Origin of the sequence: Planotetraspora silvatica, from assembly GCF_016863315.1 — a bacterium.
GTDB lineage: Bacteria > Actinomycetota > Actinomycetes > Streptosporangiales > Streptosporangiaceae > Planotetraspora > Planotetraspora silvatica.
Map to the genome: position 1 here is coordinate 20,445 of NZ_BOOQ01000019.1, position 19,444 is coordinate 39,888.

Annotated in this window: 18 protein-coding genes; 9 read left to right on the plus strand and 9 right to left on the minus strand. The window is 70.8% G+C overall.

What is annotated here, in order from left to right:
* Positions 1–128: 128 nt before the first annotated feature.
* The gene (locus tag Psi02_RS14730; RefSeq protein ID WP_203882494.1) at positions 129–251 is read right to left on the minus strand and encodes a ribosomal protein bL36; all 123 of its coding nucleotides are present in this window, start codon (positions 249–251) and stop codon (positions 129–131) included.
* Positions 252–515: 264 nt separating this feature from the next.
* Between Psi02_RS14730 and Psi02_RS14735 the strand changes: the two genes are divergently transcribed.
* On the plus strand, positions 516–1,664 hold the full coding sequence (locus Psi02_RS14735) for a methyltransferase domain-containing protein (protein ID WP_203974473.1): 1,149 nt from the start codon (positions 516–518) through the stop codon (positions 1,662–1,664).
* Here the strand turns inward: Psi02_RS14735 and Psi02_RS14740 are convergent.
* Both Psi02_RS14740 and Psi02_RS14745 read right to left on the minus strand, forming a co-directional pair.
* The gene (locus Psi02_RS14740) at positions 1,655–2,152 is read right to left on the minus strand and encodes a quercetin 2,3-dioxygenase (RefSeq protein WP_203974474.1); all 498 of its coding nucleotides are present in this window, start codon (positions 2,150–2,152) and stop codon (positions 1,655–1,657) included. The two genes, Psi02_RS14735 and Psi02_RS14740, sit on opposite strands and share 10 nt — an antisense overlap.
* A complete protein-coding gene (locus Psi02_RS14745) occupies positions 2,142–2,558 on the minus strand; it encodes a VOC family protein (RefSeq protein WP_203974475.1) in 417 nt (138 codons plus the stop codon). The genes Psi02_RS14740 and Psi02_RS14745 overlap by 11 nt, the downstream gene beginning before the upstream one ends.
* Positions 2,559–2,624: 66 nt before the next feature.
* On the opposite strand from Psi02_RS14745, the gene Psi02_RS14750 reads away from it, so the two are divergent.
* Positions 2,625–3,269: a TetR/AcrR family transcriptional regulator gene (locus Psi02_RS14750; RefSeq protein ID WP_203974476.1), complete on the plus strand. Its 645-nt coding sequence runs from the start codon at positions 2,625–2,627 to the stop codon at positions 3,267–3,269.
* Positions 3,270–3,369: 100 nt separating this feature from the next.
* Here Psi02_RS14750 and Psi02_RS14755 read toward each other — a convergent pair whose 3' ends face one another.
* The 3 genes from Psi02_RS14755 to Psi02_RS14765 form a co-directional block, all read right to left on the minus strand.
* Positions 3,370–4,221 carry a carbohydrate ABC transporter permease gene (locus Psi02_RS14755; protein ID WP_203974477.1) on the minus strand — a complete coding sequence of 284 codons (852 nt, stop codon included), beginning with the start codon at positions 4,219–4,221 and terminating at the stop codon, positions 3,370–3,372.
* A gap of 2 nt (positions 4,222–4,223) precedes the next feature.
* Entirely contained in the window at positions 4,224–5,096 is an 873-nt protein-coding gene (locus Psi02_RS14760) for a carbohydrate ABC transporter permease (protein ID WP_203974478.1), read from the minus strand.
* 70 nt (positions 5,097–5,166) lie between these two features.
* The gene (locus Psi02_RS14765) at positions 5,167–6,450 is read right to left on the minus strand and encodes an ABC transporter substrate-binding protein (protein WP_203974479.1); all 1,284 of its coding nucleotides are present in this window, start codon (positions 6,448–6,450) and stop codon (positions 5,167–5,169) included.
* A 277-nt stretch (positions 6,451–6,727) separates the two neighbouring features.
* On the opposite strand from Psi02_RS14765, the gene Psi02_RS14770 reads away from it, so the two are divergent.
* The 4 genes from Psi02_RS14770 (at position 6,728) to Psi02_RS14785 (ending at position 14,114) form a co-directional block, all read left to right on the plus strand.
* Positions 6,728–7,753, plus strand: coding sequence for a LacI family DNA-binding transcriptional regulator (locus Psi02_RS14770; protein ID WP_203974481.1), 1,026 nt, complete (start codon positions 6,728–6,730; stop codon positions 7,751–7,753).
* A 74-nt stretch (positions 7,754–7,827) separates the two neighbouring features.
* Positions 7,828–9,066 (plus strand): glycoside hydrolase 5 family protein, encoded by a 1,239-nt coding sequence (locus tag Psi02_RS14775; protein ID WP_239094893.1) that lies wholly within the window; start codon positions 7,828–7,830, stop codon positions 9,064–9,066.
* A 132-nt stretch (positions 9,067–9,198) separates the two neighbouring features.
* On the plus strand, positions 9,199–13,407 hold the full coding sequence (locus Psi02_RS14780; RefSeq protein WP_203974482.1) for a glycoside hydrolase family 38 N-terminal domain-containing protein: 4,209 nt from the start codon (positions 9,199–9,201) through the stop codon (positions 13,405–13,407).
* Positions 13,404–14,114: a DUF7158 domain-containing protein gene (locus Psi02_RS14785; protein WP_203974483.1), complete on the plus strand. Its 711-nt coding sequence runs from the start codon at positions 13,404–13,406 to the stop codon at positions 14,112–14,114. The genes Psi02_RS14780 and Psi02_RS14785 overlap by 4 nt, the downstream gene beginning before the upstream one ends.
* A gap of 87 nt (positions 14,115–14,201) precedes the next feature.
* On the opposite strand, the gene Psi02_RS14790 is transcribed toward Psi02_RS14785, so the two are convergent.
* Entirely contained in the window at positions 14,202–14,819 is a 618-nt protein-coding gene (locus tag Psi02_RS14790) for a TetR/AcrR family transcriptional regulator (protein WP_203974484.1), read from the minus strand.
* 90 nt (positions 14,820–14,909) lie between these two features.
* Here Psi02_RS14790 and Psi02_RS14795 point away from each other — a divergent pair, with 90 nt between their 5' ends.
* Positions 14,910–15,665: an SDR family NAD(P)-dependent oxidoreductase gene (locus tag Psi02_RS14795; protein ID WP_203974485.1), complete on the plus strand. Its 756-nt coding sequence runs from the start codon at positions 14,910–14,912 to the stop codon at positions 15,663–15,665.
* Positions 15,666–15,705: 40 nt separating this feature from the next.
* Here the strand turns inward: Psi02_RS14795 and Psi02_RS14800 are convergent, their stop codons facing one another.
* Positions 15,706–16,929 carry an MFS transporter gene (locus Psi02_RS14800; RefSeq protein WP_239094894.1) on the minus strand — a complete coding sequence of 408 codons (1,224 nt, stop codon included), beginning with the start codon at positions 16,927–16,929 and terminating at the stop codon, positions 15,706–15,708.
* A gap of 86 nt (positions 16,930–17,015) precedes the next feature.
* On the opposite strand from Psi02_RS14800, the gene Psi02_RS14805 reads away from it, so the two are divergent.
* Together Psi02_RS14805 and Psi02_RS14810 are read left to right on the plus strand one after the other, a co-directional pair.
* Entirely contained in the window at positions 17,016–17,954 is a 939-nt protein-coding gene (locus tag Psi02_RS14805) for a GlxA family transcriptional regulator (protein ID WP_203974487.1), read from the plus strand.
* A gap of 68 nt (positions 17,955–18,022) precedes the next feature.
* The gene (locus Psi02_RS14810) at positions 18,023–18,385 is read left to right on the plus strand and encodes a YybH family protein (RefSeq protein ID WP_203974488.1); all 363 of its coding nucleotides are present in this window, start codon (positions 18,023–18,025) and stop codon (positions 18,383–18,385) included.
* A gap of 85 nt (positions 18,386–18,470) precedes the next feature.
* On the opposite strand, the gene Psi02_RS14815 is transcribed toward Psi02_RS14810, so the two are convergent.
* On the minus strand, positions 18,471–19,364 hold the full coding sequence (locus tag Psi02_RS14815; protein ID WP_203974490.1) for an alpha/beta hydrolase: 894 nt from the start codon (positions 19,362–19,364) through the stop codon (positions 18,471–18,473).
* Positions 19,365–19,444: the final 80 nt, after the last annotated feature.

The following is a 19,444-nucleotide window of genomic DNA, read 5'->3' on the forward strand; positions in this document are numbered from 1 at the left end:
AGACGAGATGGACATGGGCCGGCCGACACCGGCCGGCGTCGAGCGCTTCTTCAATGGAAGAAGGACACCCTTCCCGGGTGCCCTTCTTGTCGTTCACGTCGTCGCGGAATTGAGCGATCGCCTCGTCGTCAGCCCTGACGCGCCTTGAACCGGGCGTCCTTCTTGTTGATGACGAAGACGCTGCCCCTCCGGCGGACGACCTGCGCCCCGGGCTTCGACTTCAACGACCGCAATGACCGGCGGACCTTCATGGCTCCCACCTTTCCGTCACGCACACCACCCGGCGTGCCGACGACGCAAACCATCCGGCGGCACGGCGCATTCCCCACCGGCGACATGCCGCGGATATCGGGTTGAGCGGGCCGTTCCCCGCGTCCTACGATCGCGAGTTGTGACGTTCACGTTCTTCTTCCACCTCCGCTAGGCGCCGTCGGCGAAGCGAGGGAAAGACCCGTCGCCGGCGAGGCGGGGTGGCGCAGCGCTGCCCCGGGCCGACGTGGAGAAGAACGATCCTCATGCGCATCAGCGCGTTTTCCCACCATTGCGAATCCCGTGGCGTCACGGCGCCGACCCTGGTCGCGCGATGCGTCCACGGGCTGGAGGCGACGGTCGCCGCCGAGATAGTCCAACTCGGGCTCGGGGCGATCACCCACCTGGGGCACCGCGAGGTCCACTTCCGTACGTGTCGATCGCGGTCGCAGGTAACCGGGCTGCGCACCGCCGATGACGTGTTCCTGCTCGCCGCGCAGTGCGCGGACGCCGGCACGGCCAAGAAGAACGCCGGTGCGCTCGCCCGGCTCGCCGACGCGGCAGACCTCGACGCGCTGACGCGGCTGCGCGAGAGCCACGGAGGCTCGGGCGCGGTCACCGGCGTCGAGGTGTCGGCGTCGTTCCTCGGCAGGCGGAACTTCACCCGCTACGACGTCGAGGACGCCGTCGGACAAGCCCTGGCGCGACGGCTGGGGGTGGACTACCACTCGCGCCGGGCGGGAACCGCACCTCCGGCCGGCTACGGCGGATGGCGCGTGACCCTCGACGGCACGCGGGCCACCCTCATGTTGCGGGTCGCGGACCGGCCTCTGCATCGACGCGCGTACAAACGGTGTTCCATTCCGGGGACCCTGCATCCTCCCCTGGCCGCCGGGATGGCGCGGATGGCCGGCATCCGTCCCGGCGACACGATTCTCGACCCCTGCTGCGGCGCGGGAACCCTGTTGATCGAGGCCGCCATGCAACAGCCGCAGGCACGGCTGTACGGTGTCGACCTCGATGTGCGGGCACTGAGTGCGGCCGAGGAGAACGCGGCGGGGCTGCCCGTCGCCGTCGGCCGGGCCGACGCCGGTCGCCTTCCGTTCCCGGACGGCGGTGTCGACCGTGTGCTGAGCAACCCGCCGTGGGGTGGCCAGGTCGCCGCGCGAGGTCTGCTCGCGGCGTCCTCATCCCGCTGGTGGGCGGAGCTGCGCCGCGTCCTCGCGCCGGGCGGGACGGCCGTGGTGCTGCTTCCCGACGCCGACGGCCTGGCCATGGCGATCGGGCGGCGGCTCGCTCCCGTCCACGTCCAGCGGGTCCGGGTCTCGGGCGCGCAGTCCTTCCTCGTCCAGTTGACGGCGCCCGGCGGGCAGGGCCGTCCGGCGTCAGGGCAGGGGGTGGCGGCTCAGCCGTGAGTAGGAGGCGCGGCCGGGGGCGGGCCGAGGATCCGGTGGCCGTAACGGCTGCCGGCCTCGACCAGCCGGGGGATGTCGGGCGGGGCCGGAACCGGCAGGCCGGGCCGTTCGGCGGGGCGGCCGATCTCGGCGATGAACTGCTCGAACCCGGACGGAGTGGTCAGCTGCAGACCGCGGACCGGTCCGCCGGTGACGACGAAGGCGTGCGGGATCTTGCGGGGCAGGAACGCGAAGTCGCCGGGTCCAGCGGTCCAGTGGTGCTCGCCGCAGTCGATGGCGATCTCCCCGTCGAGTATGTAGAACGCCTCGTCCTCATGGTCGTGGAGGTGCAGGGGCGGCCCGAATCCGGTGGGCGCGGACCACTCGATGAGGGTGAAGGCTCCCCCGGTCTGGTCCGCACCGGCCTTCACGCTCATCCTGGTGTCCAGGAACCACAGATCCGGCCCGTCGTCGGGGCCGAGCAGGTAACCGCTGGGGTCAAAGCTCATCGGATCCTCCCGATCCGTCGCCTGCCGGGGCGTAGAGCCGTATTTCGATGCCGTCGGGATCGTGCAGGCCGACAAGGACCTGGCCGGCGTGCCCGGTGACGATGCCGCCGTGCGGTTCCGCCAGGTCGTCCAGTCGTCGCTTCCAGGTGTCCAGGTCGCGAGTGCCGGGCACGCGGAGCGCGACCGGGTCGAATCCGGCCAGCGCGGCCGCCCTGATCGGGTCGTGCCGTACGGCCAGGTCCACCGTGTCGTTCGCGTCGCGCATGGCGATCCCCATGAGTGTGCCGTCTTCGACGAACTCGATGTGCGTCTGCAGGCCGAGCACCCGCTCGTACCAGTCGCGGCTGCGCACCACGTCCGTCACCGGCAGTTTGACATGGTGGAAGCCGCTGAGCGCCAGGTCCATGATCACCTCCGATGGAAGCTCACTAGAGTTGGCTCTAGTGAAACTCTTTAGAGTAGCCTCTAGCGAATGAGCGATTCCGTCAAGAGCAGGACCGGAGGCGGCAACCGCCGGGCCGCCCAGGCCAGGGCGACGCGGCGCCGGATCATCGACGGAGCCCGGGAACTGTTCCTGCGGAACGGATACGCGGCGACCACTCTCGATCAGATCGCCGGCGCGGCGGGGGTCGCGGTGCAGACCGTGTACTTCCACTTCGGCAACAAGGCCACGGTGCTCAAGGAGGTCGTCGACGTCCTGGCCGTCGGTGACGACGAGCCGATACCGATGCTGGACCGGCCGTGGGTGCGGCAGGTGCGCGAGGAGCCCGACGGCCGGCGGGCGCTGGCCGTCTGGCTGAGCAACAGCCGCGTCATCTTCGGCCGACTCGCACCGATCATGAAGATCGTCCGGGACGCCGCGGGCGCCGACCCCGAGATGGCCGCGCAGTGGGAGACCAACCAGCGCCAACGCTTCGTCGCCCACCGCGCCCTCGTTGAGCGACTCGGGGACAAGCAGGCCCTCCGGCCGGAACTGACCGTCCAGGAAGCGGCCGACATCGTCTTCACGCTCGTCAGCCACGAGGTCTACTTCCTGCTCACCGTGGAACGCGGGTGGACGCCCGACCGGTGGGAGAAGTGGATCAACGAAACCGTCGCCGGCGCGATCCTGCGCTGAGAACGCCGCGCCGCCGAACGCCCACTCTCATGCCGTACGGCGACCGGGCCCGGGGGACGAAGGGCGGACCGACCGGGACGCGGTCGCCGTACGGCGGGTCTCAGCCCTTGATCGCGCCCGCGTCGACGCCCTTGAAGAAGAACCGCTGAAGCAAAGCGAAGATCACGACGATCGGCAGGAAGGCGATCATGGTGCCCGCGGCGATGAGCCGGGGGTTGGAGCTGAACGTGCCGTTGAGGTACTGCAACCCGACCGTGAGCGTGTACTTGTCCGGATCGGTGAGCACGATCAACGGCCACAGGAAGTCGTCCCACGCGAAGATGAACGAGAAGATCACCACAACGCTCAGCATGCCCTTGACGTTCGGCAGGCCGATGCGGATCAGGCGCTGCCACGCGGTGGCGCCGTCGATGATCGCGGCGGCGTCGACGTCGGCCGGGATCGAGAGGAACGCCGTGCGCATCAGCAGCACGTTGAGCATCTGGATCGCCCCCGGCAGCGCGACGCCGATCAGCGAGTCGGAGAAGCCGAGCCCGCGCACGATGACGTACTGGGAGATGATCGTGACCTCGCTCGGCAGGATCAGCGTCGCCAGGAAGAGCCCCAGCACCAGCTTCGAACCCCGGAAGCGCAGCTTGGCCAGCGCGAACCCGGCGAGCGTCGCCCCGATGGCGTTCCCCGCGACAACGAGCACGGCGACGATAAGCGAGTTGCCGGCGTACGCCCAGACGGGGATCGTCTTGGCGACCTCGGTGTAGTTCGACAGCGTCGGGTGCTGGGGGATGAAGGTGGGCGTCTGCGTGAAGACGTCCTCGCTGACGCCTTTGAGAGACGTGGACAACTGCCACAGGAACGGGCCCACCGTGATGACCAGCACGACCAGGAGAAGCGTGTAGCGGACCACCTTCTCCGCCGGCGAGACCGTGTTGAACCCGCGACCACTCCGGGCCATCGCTACGACTCCTTCCGGTTGAGCCGTGCAAGGAACAACATCGGGCCGACCGTGACGACGAACAACAGGACGCTGAGCGCCGAGGCGTACCCGAGATGCCCGGTGAGGCCCTGGCCGTACAGCTGGATGAGCATCACAAGGGACATGTCGCGGCCGCCGGGCCCGCCGGTGCCGTTCGACAGGATGTACAGCTCGGAGAAGACCCGAAGCGCGAAGACGGAGATCAGCACCGAGATGAGGAGCATCGTGTTGCGCACGCCGGGCACGGTGACGGAGAAGAACCGGCGCACGGGCCCGGCTCCGTCGACGGCGGCGGCCTCGTGGAGCTCACGGCTCACGTTGCCGAGCGCCGACATATAAATGATCATGTAGTAGCCGAGGCCTTTCCACACGGTCAGGCCGATCGCGCTGAACAGCAGCAGCCAGCGGTCGGTGAGGAACGGCAACGGGCCGCTCAGGAAACCGAGCCGCTCCGCCATCCCGTTGATGACTCCCCGGTCGTTGAGCAGCCAGCCCCAGATGAGCGCGACCACGACCGCCGAGGCGATCACGGGGGTGTAGAACGCGATGCGGAAGAAGGCGATCCCGCGCAGCTTCTTCTCGACCAGCACGGCGAGCAGGAGCGGCAGCAGCGTAAGCAGCGGAACGCAGACCACCATGTAGACGATGCTGTTGATCAGCGCGTCCACGAGCTGCTGGTCGTCGAACATGCGGGTGTAGTTGCCGAGCCCGATGAACTGCCCGCCGCCCAGCGGCTTGGCGTTGGTGAACGAGAGGATCACCGTGTTGATCGCCGGTACGGCGTTGAAGAGCACGAGCCACACCGCCGCGGGGGCGATGAGCAGCCATGGGGTGAACCAGCGCTTGTGTGTCATTTGATCTCCTGCGCGGCGCGTACGGGGACCCCCGGCTGAGGCGGGTCCCCGTACGCGGTCGAGCGTGACGTCAGCCGTTGAGAAGCTGGTTGCACTTGGCGACGGCGTCGTCGAGCGCCTTCTGCGACGGCTCCTCACCGTTGATCGCGAGGGCGAACTGCTGGTCGATGAAGTCGGCCATCGCCTGGGTGACCTGGACCGGCTGCAGGATCTTCGCCGTGGACAGCGAGTTGAACGCGATCACCTTGGCGTCGCCGGAGTTCGTGCCGTCGCTCTTGCTGAAGAACGGGTCGCTCGCCGAGGCCTTGGTGCTCGGGAAGATGTTGACCAGGTGCGCGAAGGCGGCCTGGTTCTCCGCGCTGGTGACCCACCGGGCCAGCGCGATCGCGGCCGGGAGGTTCTTGGTCGACTTGGAGATCGACAGGCCCTGGACGTAGAGCGGGGGGGTGCCGAACGCCTGTGACGGCACGACCTTGGGCGCGAGCGTCGGGTTCCCCTCGGCGGCGAGGCTGGTGATGTAGTTGCCGCCCGCGGTGGTCCACGCCACCGTCTGGGAGTTGAACAGCTGGGTGTTGCCGGCGTACTTGGTGGTCAGCACGTCGCGCGGCATCAACTTGTCCTTGAAGGCGTCGCGGTACTTGTCGAGGATCGCGGCCGCCTCGGGGGTGTTGAAGGTGAAGCTCTTGCCGTCCGCCGACATGATCGGGACGCCTGCGTTGGTCAGGTCGATGAGGGTCGGCTTGCGGCTCATGAGGTAGACCTTGCCGCCGGACTTGTCCTTCACCGTCTTCGCCTGGGTGATGAGCTCGTCGAGTGTGGTCGGCGGCGTCTTCGCGTCGAGCCCGTACTTGGAGAGCAGCTCGGAGTTCCAGTAGTTGACGTCGGTGTTCAGGTACCAGGGGTAGCCGTAGACGCCCTCGTATCCGGCGTACTTGTACCCGTCGATGCCTCCGGGGACGTACTCCTCGGTCACCTTCGGGTCGGCCTTGGCCACGTCGAGCAGCAGACCCTGCTGGACCAGCGGCAACGCGAAGTCCGGCGGCAGGTTCGTCACGTCGGGCAGGCTGCCGCCCGACGCCTGGCTCAGCACCTTCTCGGCGTAGCCGTCGCCGGGCTGGTCGAGCCACTCCACCTGGGTCCCGGGGTACTTCTTCTCGAACGAGTCGATGACGCCCTGCACGTAGTCGGTGAACTTGGGCTTGAGCGCCCAGGTCTGCAGGCTCACCTTGCCGGTCACCGTGCCGGTGGCGTTCGCGGTCGGGGTGCTCGACGTGTCGGCGCCCCCGAGCCCACACCCCGCGAGCGCCGCCAGCCCCGCCACAGCCGCGACCAGCTTTATCCCATGAATTCGCATCACTTCTCCTGCCATGCGCTGAGCGATCCGGAATTGTGAGCCGACGCCCGGCGGCCCCGTCCGCAAACGGCCGACTACTAAACCGCTCTAGTGACTGGGGACTATCCCCCCACTAGACTTTGGTGTCAAGAGATGTCGCGAACCCGTGACGGACGCGGGAATCGACGCGATCCGCTTGCGCGCGGGGCCCCGCGGCGGCCTCCACCCGGCGATAATGCACGTGGCGGGGGCCCCTGTTGCAACGTGCCGACCTGCACGAACGAAGAAAGGCACAGTCGTGGCGCGACCGACCATCGAGGACATCGCCCGCCGCGTCGGAGTCTCCAAGGGTGCGGTGTCGTTCGCGCTCAACGGGCGTCCCGGCGTCAGCGAGGCCACCAGGGCCCGCATCCTCCAGGTCGCCGAGGAGATGAACTGGCGCCCGCACACCGCGGCCCGCGCCCTGGGCGGCGCCCGCGCGGGAGCCGTCGGCCTCGTCATCGCCCGTCCGGCCCGCACCCTCGGCGTGGAGCCGTTCTTCGCCCAACTCCTGTCCGGCCTGCAGGCCGGGCTGTCGGCGCATTCCGTGGCGCTGGAACTGCTCGTCGTCGAGGACACCACGGCCGAGATCGAGGTCTACCGCCGGTGGGCGTCCGAGCACAGGGTGGACGGGTTCATCATGGTCGACCTGAAGGTCAGGGACACGCGCGTCGACGTGGTCGAGGGCCTGGGCGTGCCCGCGGTGGTGCTCGGCGGTCCCGGCCGCCACGGCTCCCTGTCCAGCGTGTGGGCCGACGACCGCGAGGCCATGTTGTCGATCGTCGACTACCTCGCCGCGCTCGGCCACCGGCGCATCGCGCACGTCGCCGGCCTTCCCGCGTTCCAGCACACCCAGCGCCGCATGCGCGCGCTCCGCGACTCCGCCCGGCGGCACGGCCTGACGGACGTGTCCTCGCTGCCCACCGACTTCAGCGACGCCGAGGGGGCCGCGACCACCCGCATGCTGCTGTCACGGCCCGGACGGCCGACGGCGATCGTGTACGACAACGACCTCATGGCCGTCGCCGGGCTGGGGGTGGCCGGCGAGATGGGCGTGGCCGTCCCCGGCGACCTGTCGATCGTCGCGTTCGACGACTCGGTGCTCACGCGCATCGTGCATCCGGCGCTGACCGCGTTGACGCGCGACACGTTCGCGCTCGGCACCGAGGTCGCCGAGACGATGCTCGCCCTTATCGCCGAGCCCGGTCTGCGGAGGGACCGCAGGACTCCGACGCCGCGACTGGCGGTCAGGGAGAGCACGGCGCCCCCGGCCTTGGCAGGATAGCTAAAACGGTTTAGGCTGCGGGCGGTCGAAGCACCGGGCGATCCCTGCCGGGCGCCACCGCAGCCGGAGGACGAGTGACACCGCAACAACCAGGCCAAATCCCTCTGCGCTTCGGCGCGAACTACGTGCCCTCGTCAGGCTGGTTCTACAGCTGGCTCGACTTCTCGGCCGACGCGGCCCGGCGCGACTTCGCCGACCTGGCGGGAATCGGGCTCGACCACGTGCGGGTGTTCCCCATCTGGCCGTGGATCCAGCCCAACCGGACGCTGATCCGGCAGCGCGGCATCGACGACCTGCTCGCCCTCATCGACGTGGCCGCCGAGTTCGACCTGGAAGTCTCGGTCGACCTGCTGCAGGGCCACCTGTCGAGCTTCGACTTCCTGCCGTCGTGGGTGCTCACCTGGCACCAGCGGAGCCTGTTCACCGACGCGGCCGTCCGCGACGGCATCGCGGAGTACGTCGACCGGCTCACCCGGGCCGTCGCGACGCGCGGCAACGTGTTCGCGGTGACGCTGGGCAACGAGGTCAACAACCTGTGGCCCTCGAACCCCACCACGCTTGAGGCGTCCTCGGAGTGGGCCGCCGAACTGGTGGAGGTCGCCCGCACCGCGGCCCCGCGCCTGCTCAGCCTCCACTCGCTGTACGACGGCACCTGGTACGACCCCGGCCACCCGTTCTCGCCGGCCGACAACGTCGACCTCGGCGACCTGACGACGGTGCACTCCTGGGTGTTCAACGGCGTCTCGGCCATCGACGGCCCGCACGGCCCCGCCACCGTCTCCCACGCCGACTACCTCGTGGAGTTGGCGGCGGCGACGGCGACCGACCCCGCCCGGCCGGTCTGGCTGCAGGAGGTGGGAGCGCCCCGCCCGGACATCGGCGAGCACGAAGCCCCGGCCTTCGTCCGGGAGATGCTCGACGCGGTCACCCGCAACCCCGCTCTGTGGGGCGTCACGTGGTGGTGCTCGCACGACCTCGACCGGAGCCTGGCCGACTTCCCCGACCGCGAGTACGACCTGGGCCTGTTCACCGTGGATCACGAGATGAAGCCCGCGACCCGGGAACTGGCCGCGGTCGTCCGCGAGCGGCGCGGCAGCCGCCCGGCGCCCGTTTCACGGCCCGCCCTGGTGTGCGACGTCGACCTGCGCGCCCAGCCCGAGCGGAGGGGAGAGGTCGCCCCGGGCAGCCCCTTCCACAGCGAGTGGGTACGGCTGCGCCAGGCCGGGCCGCTCGCGATCGTCGGCGCCGCCCGTGCGGCCGACTCCGACTACCTCACCGCTCGCGGGATCGGTACCGTCCTGACGAAGGCGTGATCCACGACCAGCGGTGAGGCTCTGTCTCCGCCCTGTCTCCGAGGCGGGCTCCTGACCGCCCCCGCACCACCGCCGGTCGTCTCCAGCCTCGCGTGGGGACGACCGGTTCATCGATAGAAAGGATCAATAGCCGTGCCGGTCACCATCACCGCCGTGGAATCCACCGACCTGTTCGTCGGCGCGCAGGACGCACCACGTCAGGTGCTCCGCGTGGTGCTCGACGGACCGCCCGTCCCCGTCACCGTCAGGGGGCCGGGCGTCACGGGCGAGGCCACCGGCACGGGAACGGTCGAGGTGCCCCTCGACATCGACGGCCCCGTGGCCGGGGCCGAACTGCCGGTGACCGTGACGGCCGGGGAGGCGAGCGCCGAGGCCGTCGTCACCGTGGCCGAGCCCGGCTGGACGATGTTCCTGGTCTCGCACTTCCACTACGACCCGGTCTGGTGGAACACCCAGGCGGCCTACACCTCGCCGTGGGAGCTCCTGTCCGGCGACGCGACCACGCGCCCGCTGTGGGAGCGCAACGGCTTCGCGCTCGTCGACGCCCACCTCGACCTGGCACTGCGCGACCCTGTGTACAAGTTCGTGCTCGCGGAGATCGACTATCTGAAGCCGTACTTCGACCTGCATCCCGAGCGCCGGGCCGACCTGCGCCTGCTCATGGAGCGCGGCCAGGTCGAGCTGGTCGGCGGCACGTACAACGAGCCGAACACCAACCTCACCGGCGCGGAGACGACGATCCGCAACATCGTCTACGGCGTCGGCTACCAGCGGGACATCCTCGGCGGCGACCCGCAGACCGCCTGGCAGCTCGACGTCTTCGGCCACGACCCGCAGTTCCCCGGCTACCTCGCCGCCGCGGGACTGACCGGCTCGGCCTGGGCCCGTGGGCCGTTCCACCAGTGGGGCCCGATCCAGAAGAACTTCCGCGAGTCGAAGAACGACGCGCGGGTCATGCAGTTCCCGAGTGAGTTCGAGTGGATCTCACCGTCCGGCCGCGGGGTGCTCACCCACTTCATGCCGCACCACTACTCCGCGGGCTGGTGGATGGACTCCTCTCCCGACCTGGAGTCGGCGGAGCGCGCCGTCTACGAGCTGTACGCCAAGATCAAACCGGTGGGGGCGACGAAGAACCTGCTGCTGCCCGTCGGCACCGACTACACCCCGCCGAACAAGTGGGTCACCGAGATCCACCGTTCGTGGGCGGCCAAGTACGTGTGGCCGAGGTTCGTCTGCGGCACCCCTCGCGACTTCCTCGACGCCGTCCGGGCCGAGCTGGAGGCGACGGGCCGGCGGCCGAGCCCGCAGACCCGCGACATGAACCCGATCTATACCGGCAAGGACGTGTCGTACATCGACACGAAGCAGGCCCAGCGGGCGGGCGAGGTCGCCGCCGTCGACGCCGAGAAGCTCGCCACCCTCGCGGCGCTGGAAGGGCTCGGGACCTATCCCGGCGCGGCGCTCGACAAGGTGTGGCGCCAGCTCGCCTACGGCGCCCACCACGACGCGATCACCGGCTCGGAGTCCGACCAGGTCTACATCGACCTGCTGTCCGGGTGGCGTGAGGCGCACGATCTCGCCGCGGCCGTTAGGGACACCGCGCTCGACGCCCTCGCCGGTCAGGTCGACACCACCGGGGAGGGCGTCCCGATCGTCGTCGCGAACACGTTGTCGTTCGATCGCTCGGCCCTGGTCACCGTACGGCTCCCGCACGATGTCGAGGGCGGGCGCGTCCTGGACGACGCGGGCGCGGAGGTGGCGTGCGTGACCGACAGGGGCACGCTCCGGTTCTTCGCGGACGACGTGCCGGCCATGGGCTGGCGCACCTGGCGCCTCCTGCCGGGAGAGTCGGACGCGGAACCGGCGTGGACCCCTGCCGACGGCGAGACCATCGAGAACGTGCGCTACCGCGTGACCGCGGACGCGGCGAGGGGCGGCGCCCTGAGCAGCGTCTACGACAAGGTGTCCGGCCGAGAACTGGTCCGCGGCGGTCACGTCGGCAACGAGCTGAGGGTCTACGAGGAGTACTCCGCGCATCCGGACTTCGGCGAAGGCCCCTGGCACCTGGTGCCGCGCGGCCCGGTCGTCGGTTCGGCCGACTCCCCCGCGACCGTACGGGCCGAGACGAGCCCGCTGGGCTCCCGCCTCGTCGTCACGGGCACCGTCGACGGCCTGAACTACCGGCAGACCGTCACGTTGTGGCACGGCGTCGACCGGGTGGACTGCGGCACCCGGGTCGTCGACCACGCGGGCGCCGACCGGCTCCTGCGGGTGCGGTTCCCCGTCGACCTGCCGGGCGCCCTGCCGGTGAGCGAGGTGGCCGACGCCGTCGTCGGGCGGGGCTTCGCCCTGCCGGACGTGGACGTCGCCGACGCGCCGTGGACGCTCGACAACCCGGCGAACACCTGGTTCGGGCTCAGCTCGACCGCCCGCGTCTCGCTCACCGACCCCGACGGCGCGCCACTGGGTGAGCGCGCGCTCGGCGTCGCGGAGGTCGTCGTCCCGGCGCTCGCCGACGCCGCCGGCGCGCGTGACCTGGTGGTCGCGCTGGCCAGGGTCGGTGTGACCGCGACGACCGCGAGCGCGGAATGGGCCAGGTACGGCTGGCTCGACGTCGACTCCAACCTGCCGGACTTCCGCGTCCTGATCGGCGGCCCCGAGGCCAACGAGGCGACCCGCGACCTGCTGGAGCGCGCGGGCACGGACTACGCCGCCACGCTGGCCCGGCACGGCCGCGTCTGGGTCCCCGCGGAAAAACCGCTGCACGAGGTGTGGCGGCCCAACGCCGACCTGCGCGACCTTCGGGCGCTGCCCGCCCTCGTGGTCACCGACCCCGCGGCGCTGGCGGAAGACCTCGCGGACGCCCGCGTCTCCGCGGTCTCTCCAAGGCCGATTCCCGCGTCGGAGGTCCTCACCGATCACACGGTCGCGCTGCTGACCTTCGGGTTGCCCGGGTTCGCGGTCGACCCCACCGGCGCGCTGCACCTGTCGCTCATGCGCTCGTGCACCGGATGGCCCTCGGGCGTCTGGATCGACCCGCCGAAGCGCACCGCCCCCGACGGCACGTCCTTCCAGCTGCAGCACTGGACGCACGACTTCTCCTACGCGCTCGTCTCCGGGGAAGGCGACTGGCGCGCGGTCACCCTCCCCGCGCAGGGGCAGGAGTTCAACCACCCGCTGTACGCCCGCGTCACCGGCTCGCACGAGGGGCCCCTGCCGCCGACCCGGTCGTACGTGCGGGTCGAACCCGCCCGTGAGGTGCTCCTCGGCACAGTGAAGCCCAGCGGCGACCCCATCGCCCGCGGCTCCGCCGAACCGCAGGACCCGGCACGCGGCGTCACGCTGCGCCTCGTCGAGTCGACCGGCCAGGGGTCGGCCGCGACGCTCGGCGGGGCGCTGAACTTCACCGACGTGTACGCCGCCGACCTGCTGGAACGCCAGGGCAAGCCGCTCACGGGGGCCATCGCACTCTCCGGGAGCGAGGTCGCGACCGTCATCGGCGTGCCGGCCGGTCTCGACGGCGGGGCCCGCCGGGGTGACGGCTCGCTGGGCCCGTCGGCGGAGGCCGCCCAGCCCGTGCACGCGCGGTACTGGCTGCACAACCGCGGCCCCGCCCCGATCGGCTACCTGCCGGTCTCCGTGGCGGTCTCCCCCGGCCTGCTCCGCACGGACGGCGAGCCCGTCGAGGCGTCGGTGGTCATCGCCTCGCAGTTGCGGGACGCCCCGGTGGAGGGCACCGCCGTCCTCATCGCCCCCGACGGGTGGACGGCGACGCCGGCCAGGCGCCCGTACCGGCTCGAGCCCGACGGTCACGTGCGGTTCCCTGTGACGCTGACTCCGCCCACCGGGACGGAGGCGGGGCTGTACTTCCTCGCCGCCGGCATCGAGCACGACGGCCAGAGCGTCGAGGACGTCGTGACGGTCGCCGTCGGCGACCTCCCCGCGTACCTGCCCGTTCCCGGCGACATCCCCGAGGACTGGGCGGCGGCTCAGGGGACGACGGCCACGATCGCGCGTGACACGGGACTGTCGGTCGACGTCGTCTCCACGACCGTGCGGGTCGCTCCGGGCGGCCACGCGGCGCTCGGTGTGACGCTCGCCAACCGCACCCGGGGCGAGATCCGCGGCGAGCTCCAGGTCGTGTCGCCCTGGGGAACCTGGGACGCCGTCACCGCCCCGGTGCGCGGGTTCACGCTCGCGGCGGGCGCCACGGACACGGCGACGTTCGACGTGACGGTGCCGCGCGACGCCGACCCCGGCGCCTACTGGGCACTCGCCAAGGTGATGTGGTTCGGCCGCTGCCAGTACGCCCCGACGGTCGAGCTGGTCGTGGCACCGTGACCCACGACCACGTGCTCGGCTGGCTCGACGGGCGGCCGCTCCCGCGGGCCGATCTCGACCGCCGGCTTGCCGCCCTGCGCGGCGGGCCGCGGTCCTCGGCGCTGCCCGAACCAGGAAGCGCCGAGGACCGGCAGCTCACGCGCTGGGTCGCCCAGGTCATGCTCACCGAACTGCTGTGCGAGGCGGAGGCGGCCCGGCGAAGGCTCGACGTGGGCGCGGCCCTCCCGGTGCGCCTCGACCAGCGCGCCGCCGTCGAGCTCGGCTCGATCACCGCCGCGGCCTTCGAGGGCTGCGGTGCCGTACGAGCCGTGTATGAGGCGGTGACGGCCGACGTGACGGTGCCGGAGGAGCAGGCGACGGCCTACGCGGCGGCGACGGCCCGGCCCCCTGCCGAGTCCGAGTGGCGGCTGTCCACCGCGGACGGTGACTTCGACGCGGCTCCCGGCACATTGCCGGAGCGGCTCGCGTCCGCGCTCGCCGGCGCGGCGCCCGGGCAGACGGTGACGGTCGACGGCCTCACCGTCACCCTGCTCGGCACGCGGGAGCCGCGCGATCCGCCCGAGCCCGGTCCGCGTCTTCTCGACGCGGCCCGGCGTCTGGCCTTCGTCCGCTGGCTCGACCACGCTCGGGCGCACCGGCTCCGGCTGGTGCCGGGCCTGGAACACCCGGGAGACCCCGCCCAGCCCGACAACCACCACCGCCACTGAGCGGTCCCGCCGCGGGCCTCCGCCCTTCGGCGAGGTGCCGAGCCGGGATGTGATCCGTCGGCTTCACGATCTGCCGGCGGCGTCTCGTCAGTGATCCACCGGATGACGGTCACGGCTTGCACGGAGGTGCTGGATCCCCACGTCGAGGGCGGCTTCCAGGTGCGTGAACCGTCCGGTCGAGAGCCTGATCACGATGCCTCCCTGGATGCCGGCCAGCAGGGCGGCCGCCGCGTGCTCGGCATCGAGCCGGGGGTCGATCTCGCCTTGGCCCTGCATGGCGCGGACACCGGCGGCGATGTCGCCCTGCCACCGGTTGAGCAACTCGGTGACGACGGCCCGGGCTCCGGGGGTGCTGGGGCCGAGTTGTGAGATCAGCGCGTCCAGCGGGCAGTCCCAGGCCTGTCGGCGGTACCGCTGAATCAGCACGTCGCGCCATTCCTCCCAGGCAGGCCAGGATGTCAGCCCGCTCAACTGCGGCTGCTGGTCGCTGAGGACGCGGTCGGCCTCATATCGCGCCACGGCGAGGAGCAGTTCCTCCCTGCCACCGGGGAAGTAGTGGAACAGCTGGCTCTTGCTCGTGCCGGTCCTTCTCCGCACGTCGTCCAGCGTGGTGGCGGCGACGCCGTGCTCACGGATCTCCGCGGCGGCGCCGTCGATGATCCGCTGCCGCGTCGCACTGCCTTTGGGGGTCAACTCCCGGGTCATACCGCACGCCTTTCGACTGGACTTGCCGGTCCAAATTTATGTTGCGACGTTGGGCCTGTCCAGTTTCACCCTGATCGGGGGGCACACCACATGACCGCACGACTGCAGGACCGATACGCACTGGTCACCGGCTCCACCGACGGCATCGGCGTGGCCGTCGCCCAAGCCCTCGCGGCCGAAGGAGCGCACGTCATCGTCAGCGGCCGTAACACGGACCGCGGGAAGGAGACCGTCCGCGCGATCGAGGAGGCCGGGGGCCGGGCCACCTTCGTCGCCGCCGACCTGGGCCGGGGAGCGGCCGCGATCCGGGAACTCGCCGACGCCGCGAACGAGGTCGCCGGCGGGGCACTCGACATCCTGGTGAACAACGCCGCACTGCTGATCGACCCGGCGCCGACCGCGGAGGTCGGCGAGGACCTGATCGATCAGGCGCTGCGCGTCAACGTGAAAGCCGCCTTCCTGCTCACCGGCCTCATCGCCCCGGCGATGGCCGCACGCGGCAAGGGCGTCATCATCAACATGGGCTCGATCAACGGCCTGTTCGGCTCGGCCCACTCCGCGCTCTACAGCGCCACCAAGGCGACGATCCACTCCCTGACGAAGTCGTGGGCGGCCGAATACGGGCCCGCCGGAGTCCGGGTCAACACCGTCGCCCCGGGACCGACCCTCACCGAGAAGATCTCCGGCATCCAGGACCGCCTGGCGCCGATGATCGCCGCGATGCCCTCGCGGCGTGCCAGCACACCGGCCGAGGTCGGCGCCGCCGTGGTGTTCCTGGCCGGCGACGACGCGTCCAACATCCACGGCGCCACCCTCTCCGTCGACGGAGGGCGCGCGGCCGTCTGACCTCGGCCCCCTGCCGAACGCGTTGGACGGTCTGGAGAGATCAGACCCGGCGGAGCCTCCGGATCGACGGGATGAGCAGCAACGCCGCGCACACCGCGGCGGTGACTCCCGCCGACAGGAGCAGCAGGTCGCGGGGTTCGACGACGGAGGACACCGGGCCCACCAGGGCCTGGCCCACCGCCACGCCGGAGACCGAGCCGGCCACCTCGTAGGCGGTGACGCGGTTGAGGACGTCGGGCGCCACCTGGGTCTGGACGCTGGTGGACCACATCACCGACCAGACGGCCCAGCCGGCGCCGCCGATCAGCTGACCGGCCATCAGCGCGGGAAGCGGGAGTTCCAGGGCGGCCGACAGGGGGATGCAGATGAAGCCGATCATGGCCACGGCGCCCGCGGCCAGTGGGCGGACCGGACGGAAGCGGATCGCGACGAGGCCTCCGATCACGGTTCCCGCGCCCAGCGCCGCCATCGCCCAGCCGTAGGCGGCCTCGCCGAGGCGGTCGCCGATCAGCCGGGAGCCCAGCGGGATGTAAGGGCCGAAGACGAGCATGCCGAAGAACACCCAGACCACGATCACCGACCACATCCAGGTGCGGGAGCGGAACTCCGTCCAGCCGCGCCGCAGGTCGAGCAGAACGGTCGAGGACTCCCTGGCCACGGCGCGCGGGGCGAACCTGATCAGCGCCAGGCACAGGGCGCTCACCAGGAAGGTGCCCGCGTCGAAGGCGTAGACCGCGCCCGCACCGATCAGCGCCATCAGGATCCCCGCCAGGACCGGGCCGCCGAGTTGCGTGGCCGCATCAGCGATCTTGAGGGTGCCGTTGGCGCGCTGGGGGTCCTTCGCGACGAGGGGGACCATCCCCTTGCCACCGGGCTCGAACATCGCGGCGGCCGTCCCGGACAACGCGGAGGCGCACAGCAGCAGCCACATCGGCGGGACTCCGGCGAAGAAGGCGACGGCGACCACGCCCTGGGTGACGATCCGGACCAGGTCCGCGCCGACCATCATGGCGCGCGCGCCGACCCGGTCCGCGAAGACCCCGCCGAACAGAACGAACAGAACGAAGGGCGCGGTCCAGACGGCCAGAACGTACCCCACCCCCGAGACCCCGTAGACGGCCCCGACCGCCAGCGCCGCCGCGACCGGCAACATCGCGTCACCAAGCAGCGACACCACCCGGGCGGCGAAGTACAGCGAGAAATCCTTGGTCCAGAGCCTTGCGGGGACGCCCGGGGACGCTTCGCGATCAAGGATCGCGGTCATTCGACGATCTCCATGACCAGTCATCCTGGACATGCGGCCGCCCGCGCACAGGTGTCCAGAATGACATCATCAGGTACATTCGTGCCATGAAGCACCGCGTGGTCGCCCTGGTCGGTCCACCGCAGGAGATGTACCCGGTGACCTGCGCCTCCGCCGTGTTCGGCTGCCACGGCCCCGACATCCCCCAGCACTACGACTTCCGGCTCTGCGCCGAGCGTCCCGGCCCGATCCGGACCACGATGGGCGCCGACATCGTCGTCGACGACGGACTGGAGGCCCTGGCGGAGGCCGACACGATCCTCATCGCGCACTGGTGCGCCGGGCCGGACATCTCCGCCGAACTCGGCGACGCCGTCCTGGCCGCCCACGCTCGCGGTGCCCGGATCGTCGGGATCTGCTCGGGCATCCACATCCCGGCGAGCCTGGGCCTGCTGGACGGCCGCAGGGCCGCCGCCCACTGGGAGATCGCGGGCGAGCTGCGCCGGCGCTACCCCCGGGTCCGCGCCGACGCCACCGTGCTGTACGTCGATCACGGCGACGTCGCGACCGCGGGCGCCTCGGCCACCACCGTCGACCTGTGCCTCAACCAGGTCAGGCGCGAACACGGCGCCGCCCTGGCCATGCGGATCGGCCGTCAGCTGTCGGCCGCGCCGCACCGGGAGGGCTGCCAGCGCCAGTACCCCGCGCTGCCGACGACGGGCCCGGTCCCCGACTCCCTCGCCCCGCTGCTCGACTGGATCACCGCCAACCTCGACCGCCCGCTGACTCTGGAGGACATGGCCACCCGCTCCGGGATGTCACCGCGCACCCTCAGCCGCCACTTCTCCGAGCAACTCGGCATCTCCCCCGGCCGCTGGGTCCTCGACCGGCGCATCGCGGGAGCCCGCGCCCTTCTGGAGGAGACCGAACTTCCGGTCGAGACGATCGCCCAGCGCGTCGGGCTCTCCTCCGCGGTGAACCTGCGCCGCCGCTTCCACAACGCCCTGAAGACCACCCCGGCCGCCTACCGCCACTCCTTCCGCTGATCGTTCAGGCCGCGCAACCAGCACGGCGACCACACCCGCATGAGGAGTCGTGATGGTAGAAATTCGGCATGGATCATGCTGAAGCACGGCGGTTCGCCGAGGAGTGGGCGGCGGGGTGGAATTCCCATGATCTCGATCGGATCATGACGCACTACGCCAGTGAGGTGGTCTTCCGGTCACCGTTGGCCGCACGCATCATCGACGGGTCCGACGGTGTCGTCCGTGGCATCCAGGCTCTGCGCGCGTACTGGGCCGAGGGACTGCGGCGCAATCCCGACCTGCGGTTCGAGGTCATCGCGGTGTACGTCGGTCTCGACGGCATCGTGATCAACTACCGGGATCAGACCGGCCAGCCGGCCGCGGAAGTCCTGGTCTTCCGCGACGGCCTGATCGTCTCGGGCATGGCCACCCGCGGTTCGGATGAGTTGTGACCGGCGGCCTTGGCCGGACGTCCCCGCTTCATGAAGCAGAGCCGGCCGGTGCCCGAGCAGGTGATCCAGCAGGCCGGGGCCGTCGCTAGCGTACGGAGCAGACGGCGGATCCGATCACGGACGTCACGGCGTCCGGGTGGGATATCAGGGTCAGGTGGGAGCCGCCGCGGAACTCGGTGATCTTCGAGTTGGCCCGATGAGCCATGGCCCGCTCCGAGGTCGGGGTGATGATCCGGTCACCGGTGCTGATGAAGAACCAGGACGGGATCGTCTTCCACGCCGCGGCCTTCGACGGCGTCGTGAACGCACTGGTCGAGGCGGCTCGCTGGGTGGCCCACAGGCGGACCGCGACGTGCCGGGGCAGGTCCGAGGCGAACGACCGGACGAATGCGTCCTTCTTGAGGTAGAGGTCGGCGGCCCCCACGGGCGCCCCGGGATAGGGCACCTTGTCGTAGAGGGTGGCCGGATCCGCGTTGAGGGCGGAGCCGGAGCCGCTGAGCCCGCCGGTGGTCTCGCCGACATCGGGCGCCGCGGCGTCGACGTACACCAGGGCCTTGACGTTCGGCACATCCGCGGCCGCGTTCGTGATCACCGAGCCTCCGTAGGAGTGCCCGACGAGCACGATCGGGCCGGAGACGGTCTTCAGGAAGTCGGCGACGGACGCGGAGTCCGTGGTGAGGTCCCGGAGTGGATTCGCCACGGCCCGAACGGGATAGCCCGCGCGCTGCAGGAATCTCACTTCGCCGTTCCAGCTGGAGGCGTCGGCCCAGGCCCCGTGCACCAGGACGACCGTGGGCTTCACGCGTCCCGGCGACGGGCAGCCGACGAGCGGGGACGGCTCATGCCCCGTGACAGCCTGGGCGCCGGTCGCCGACGCCGCCACAGCCGACGCGGCGATCACGATGAGCGCCACCAGAGGCGCGGGCCGTCGTGTCGTGCGTGCGGAACTCCTTGTTCTCCGCTCCGGTTCGAGATCCATCATGTTTCTCCCCCTCCATCTCCGGTACGGCTGGTCGGCCTGTTGGGGAGTCGGGCGATCGTGCTCGTGGAGGGCGGGGA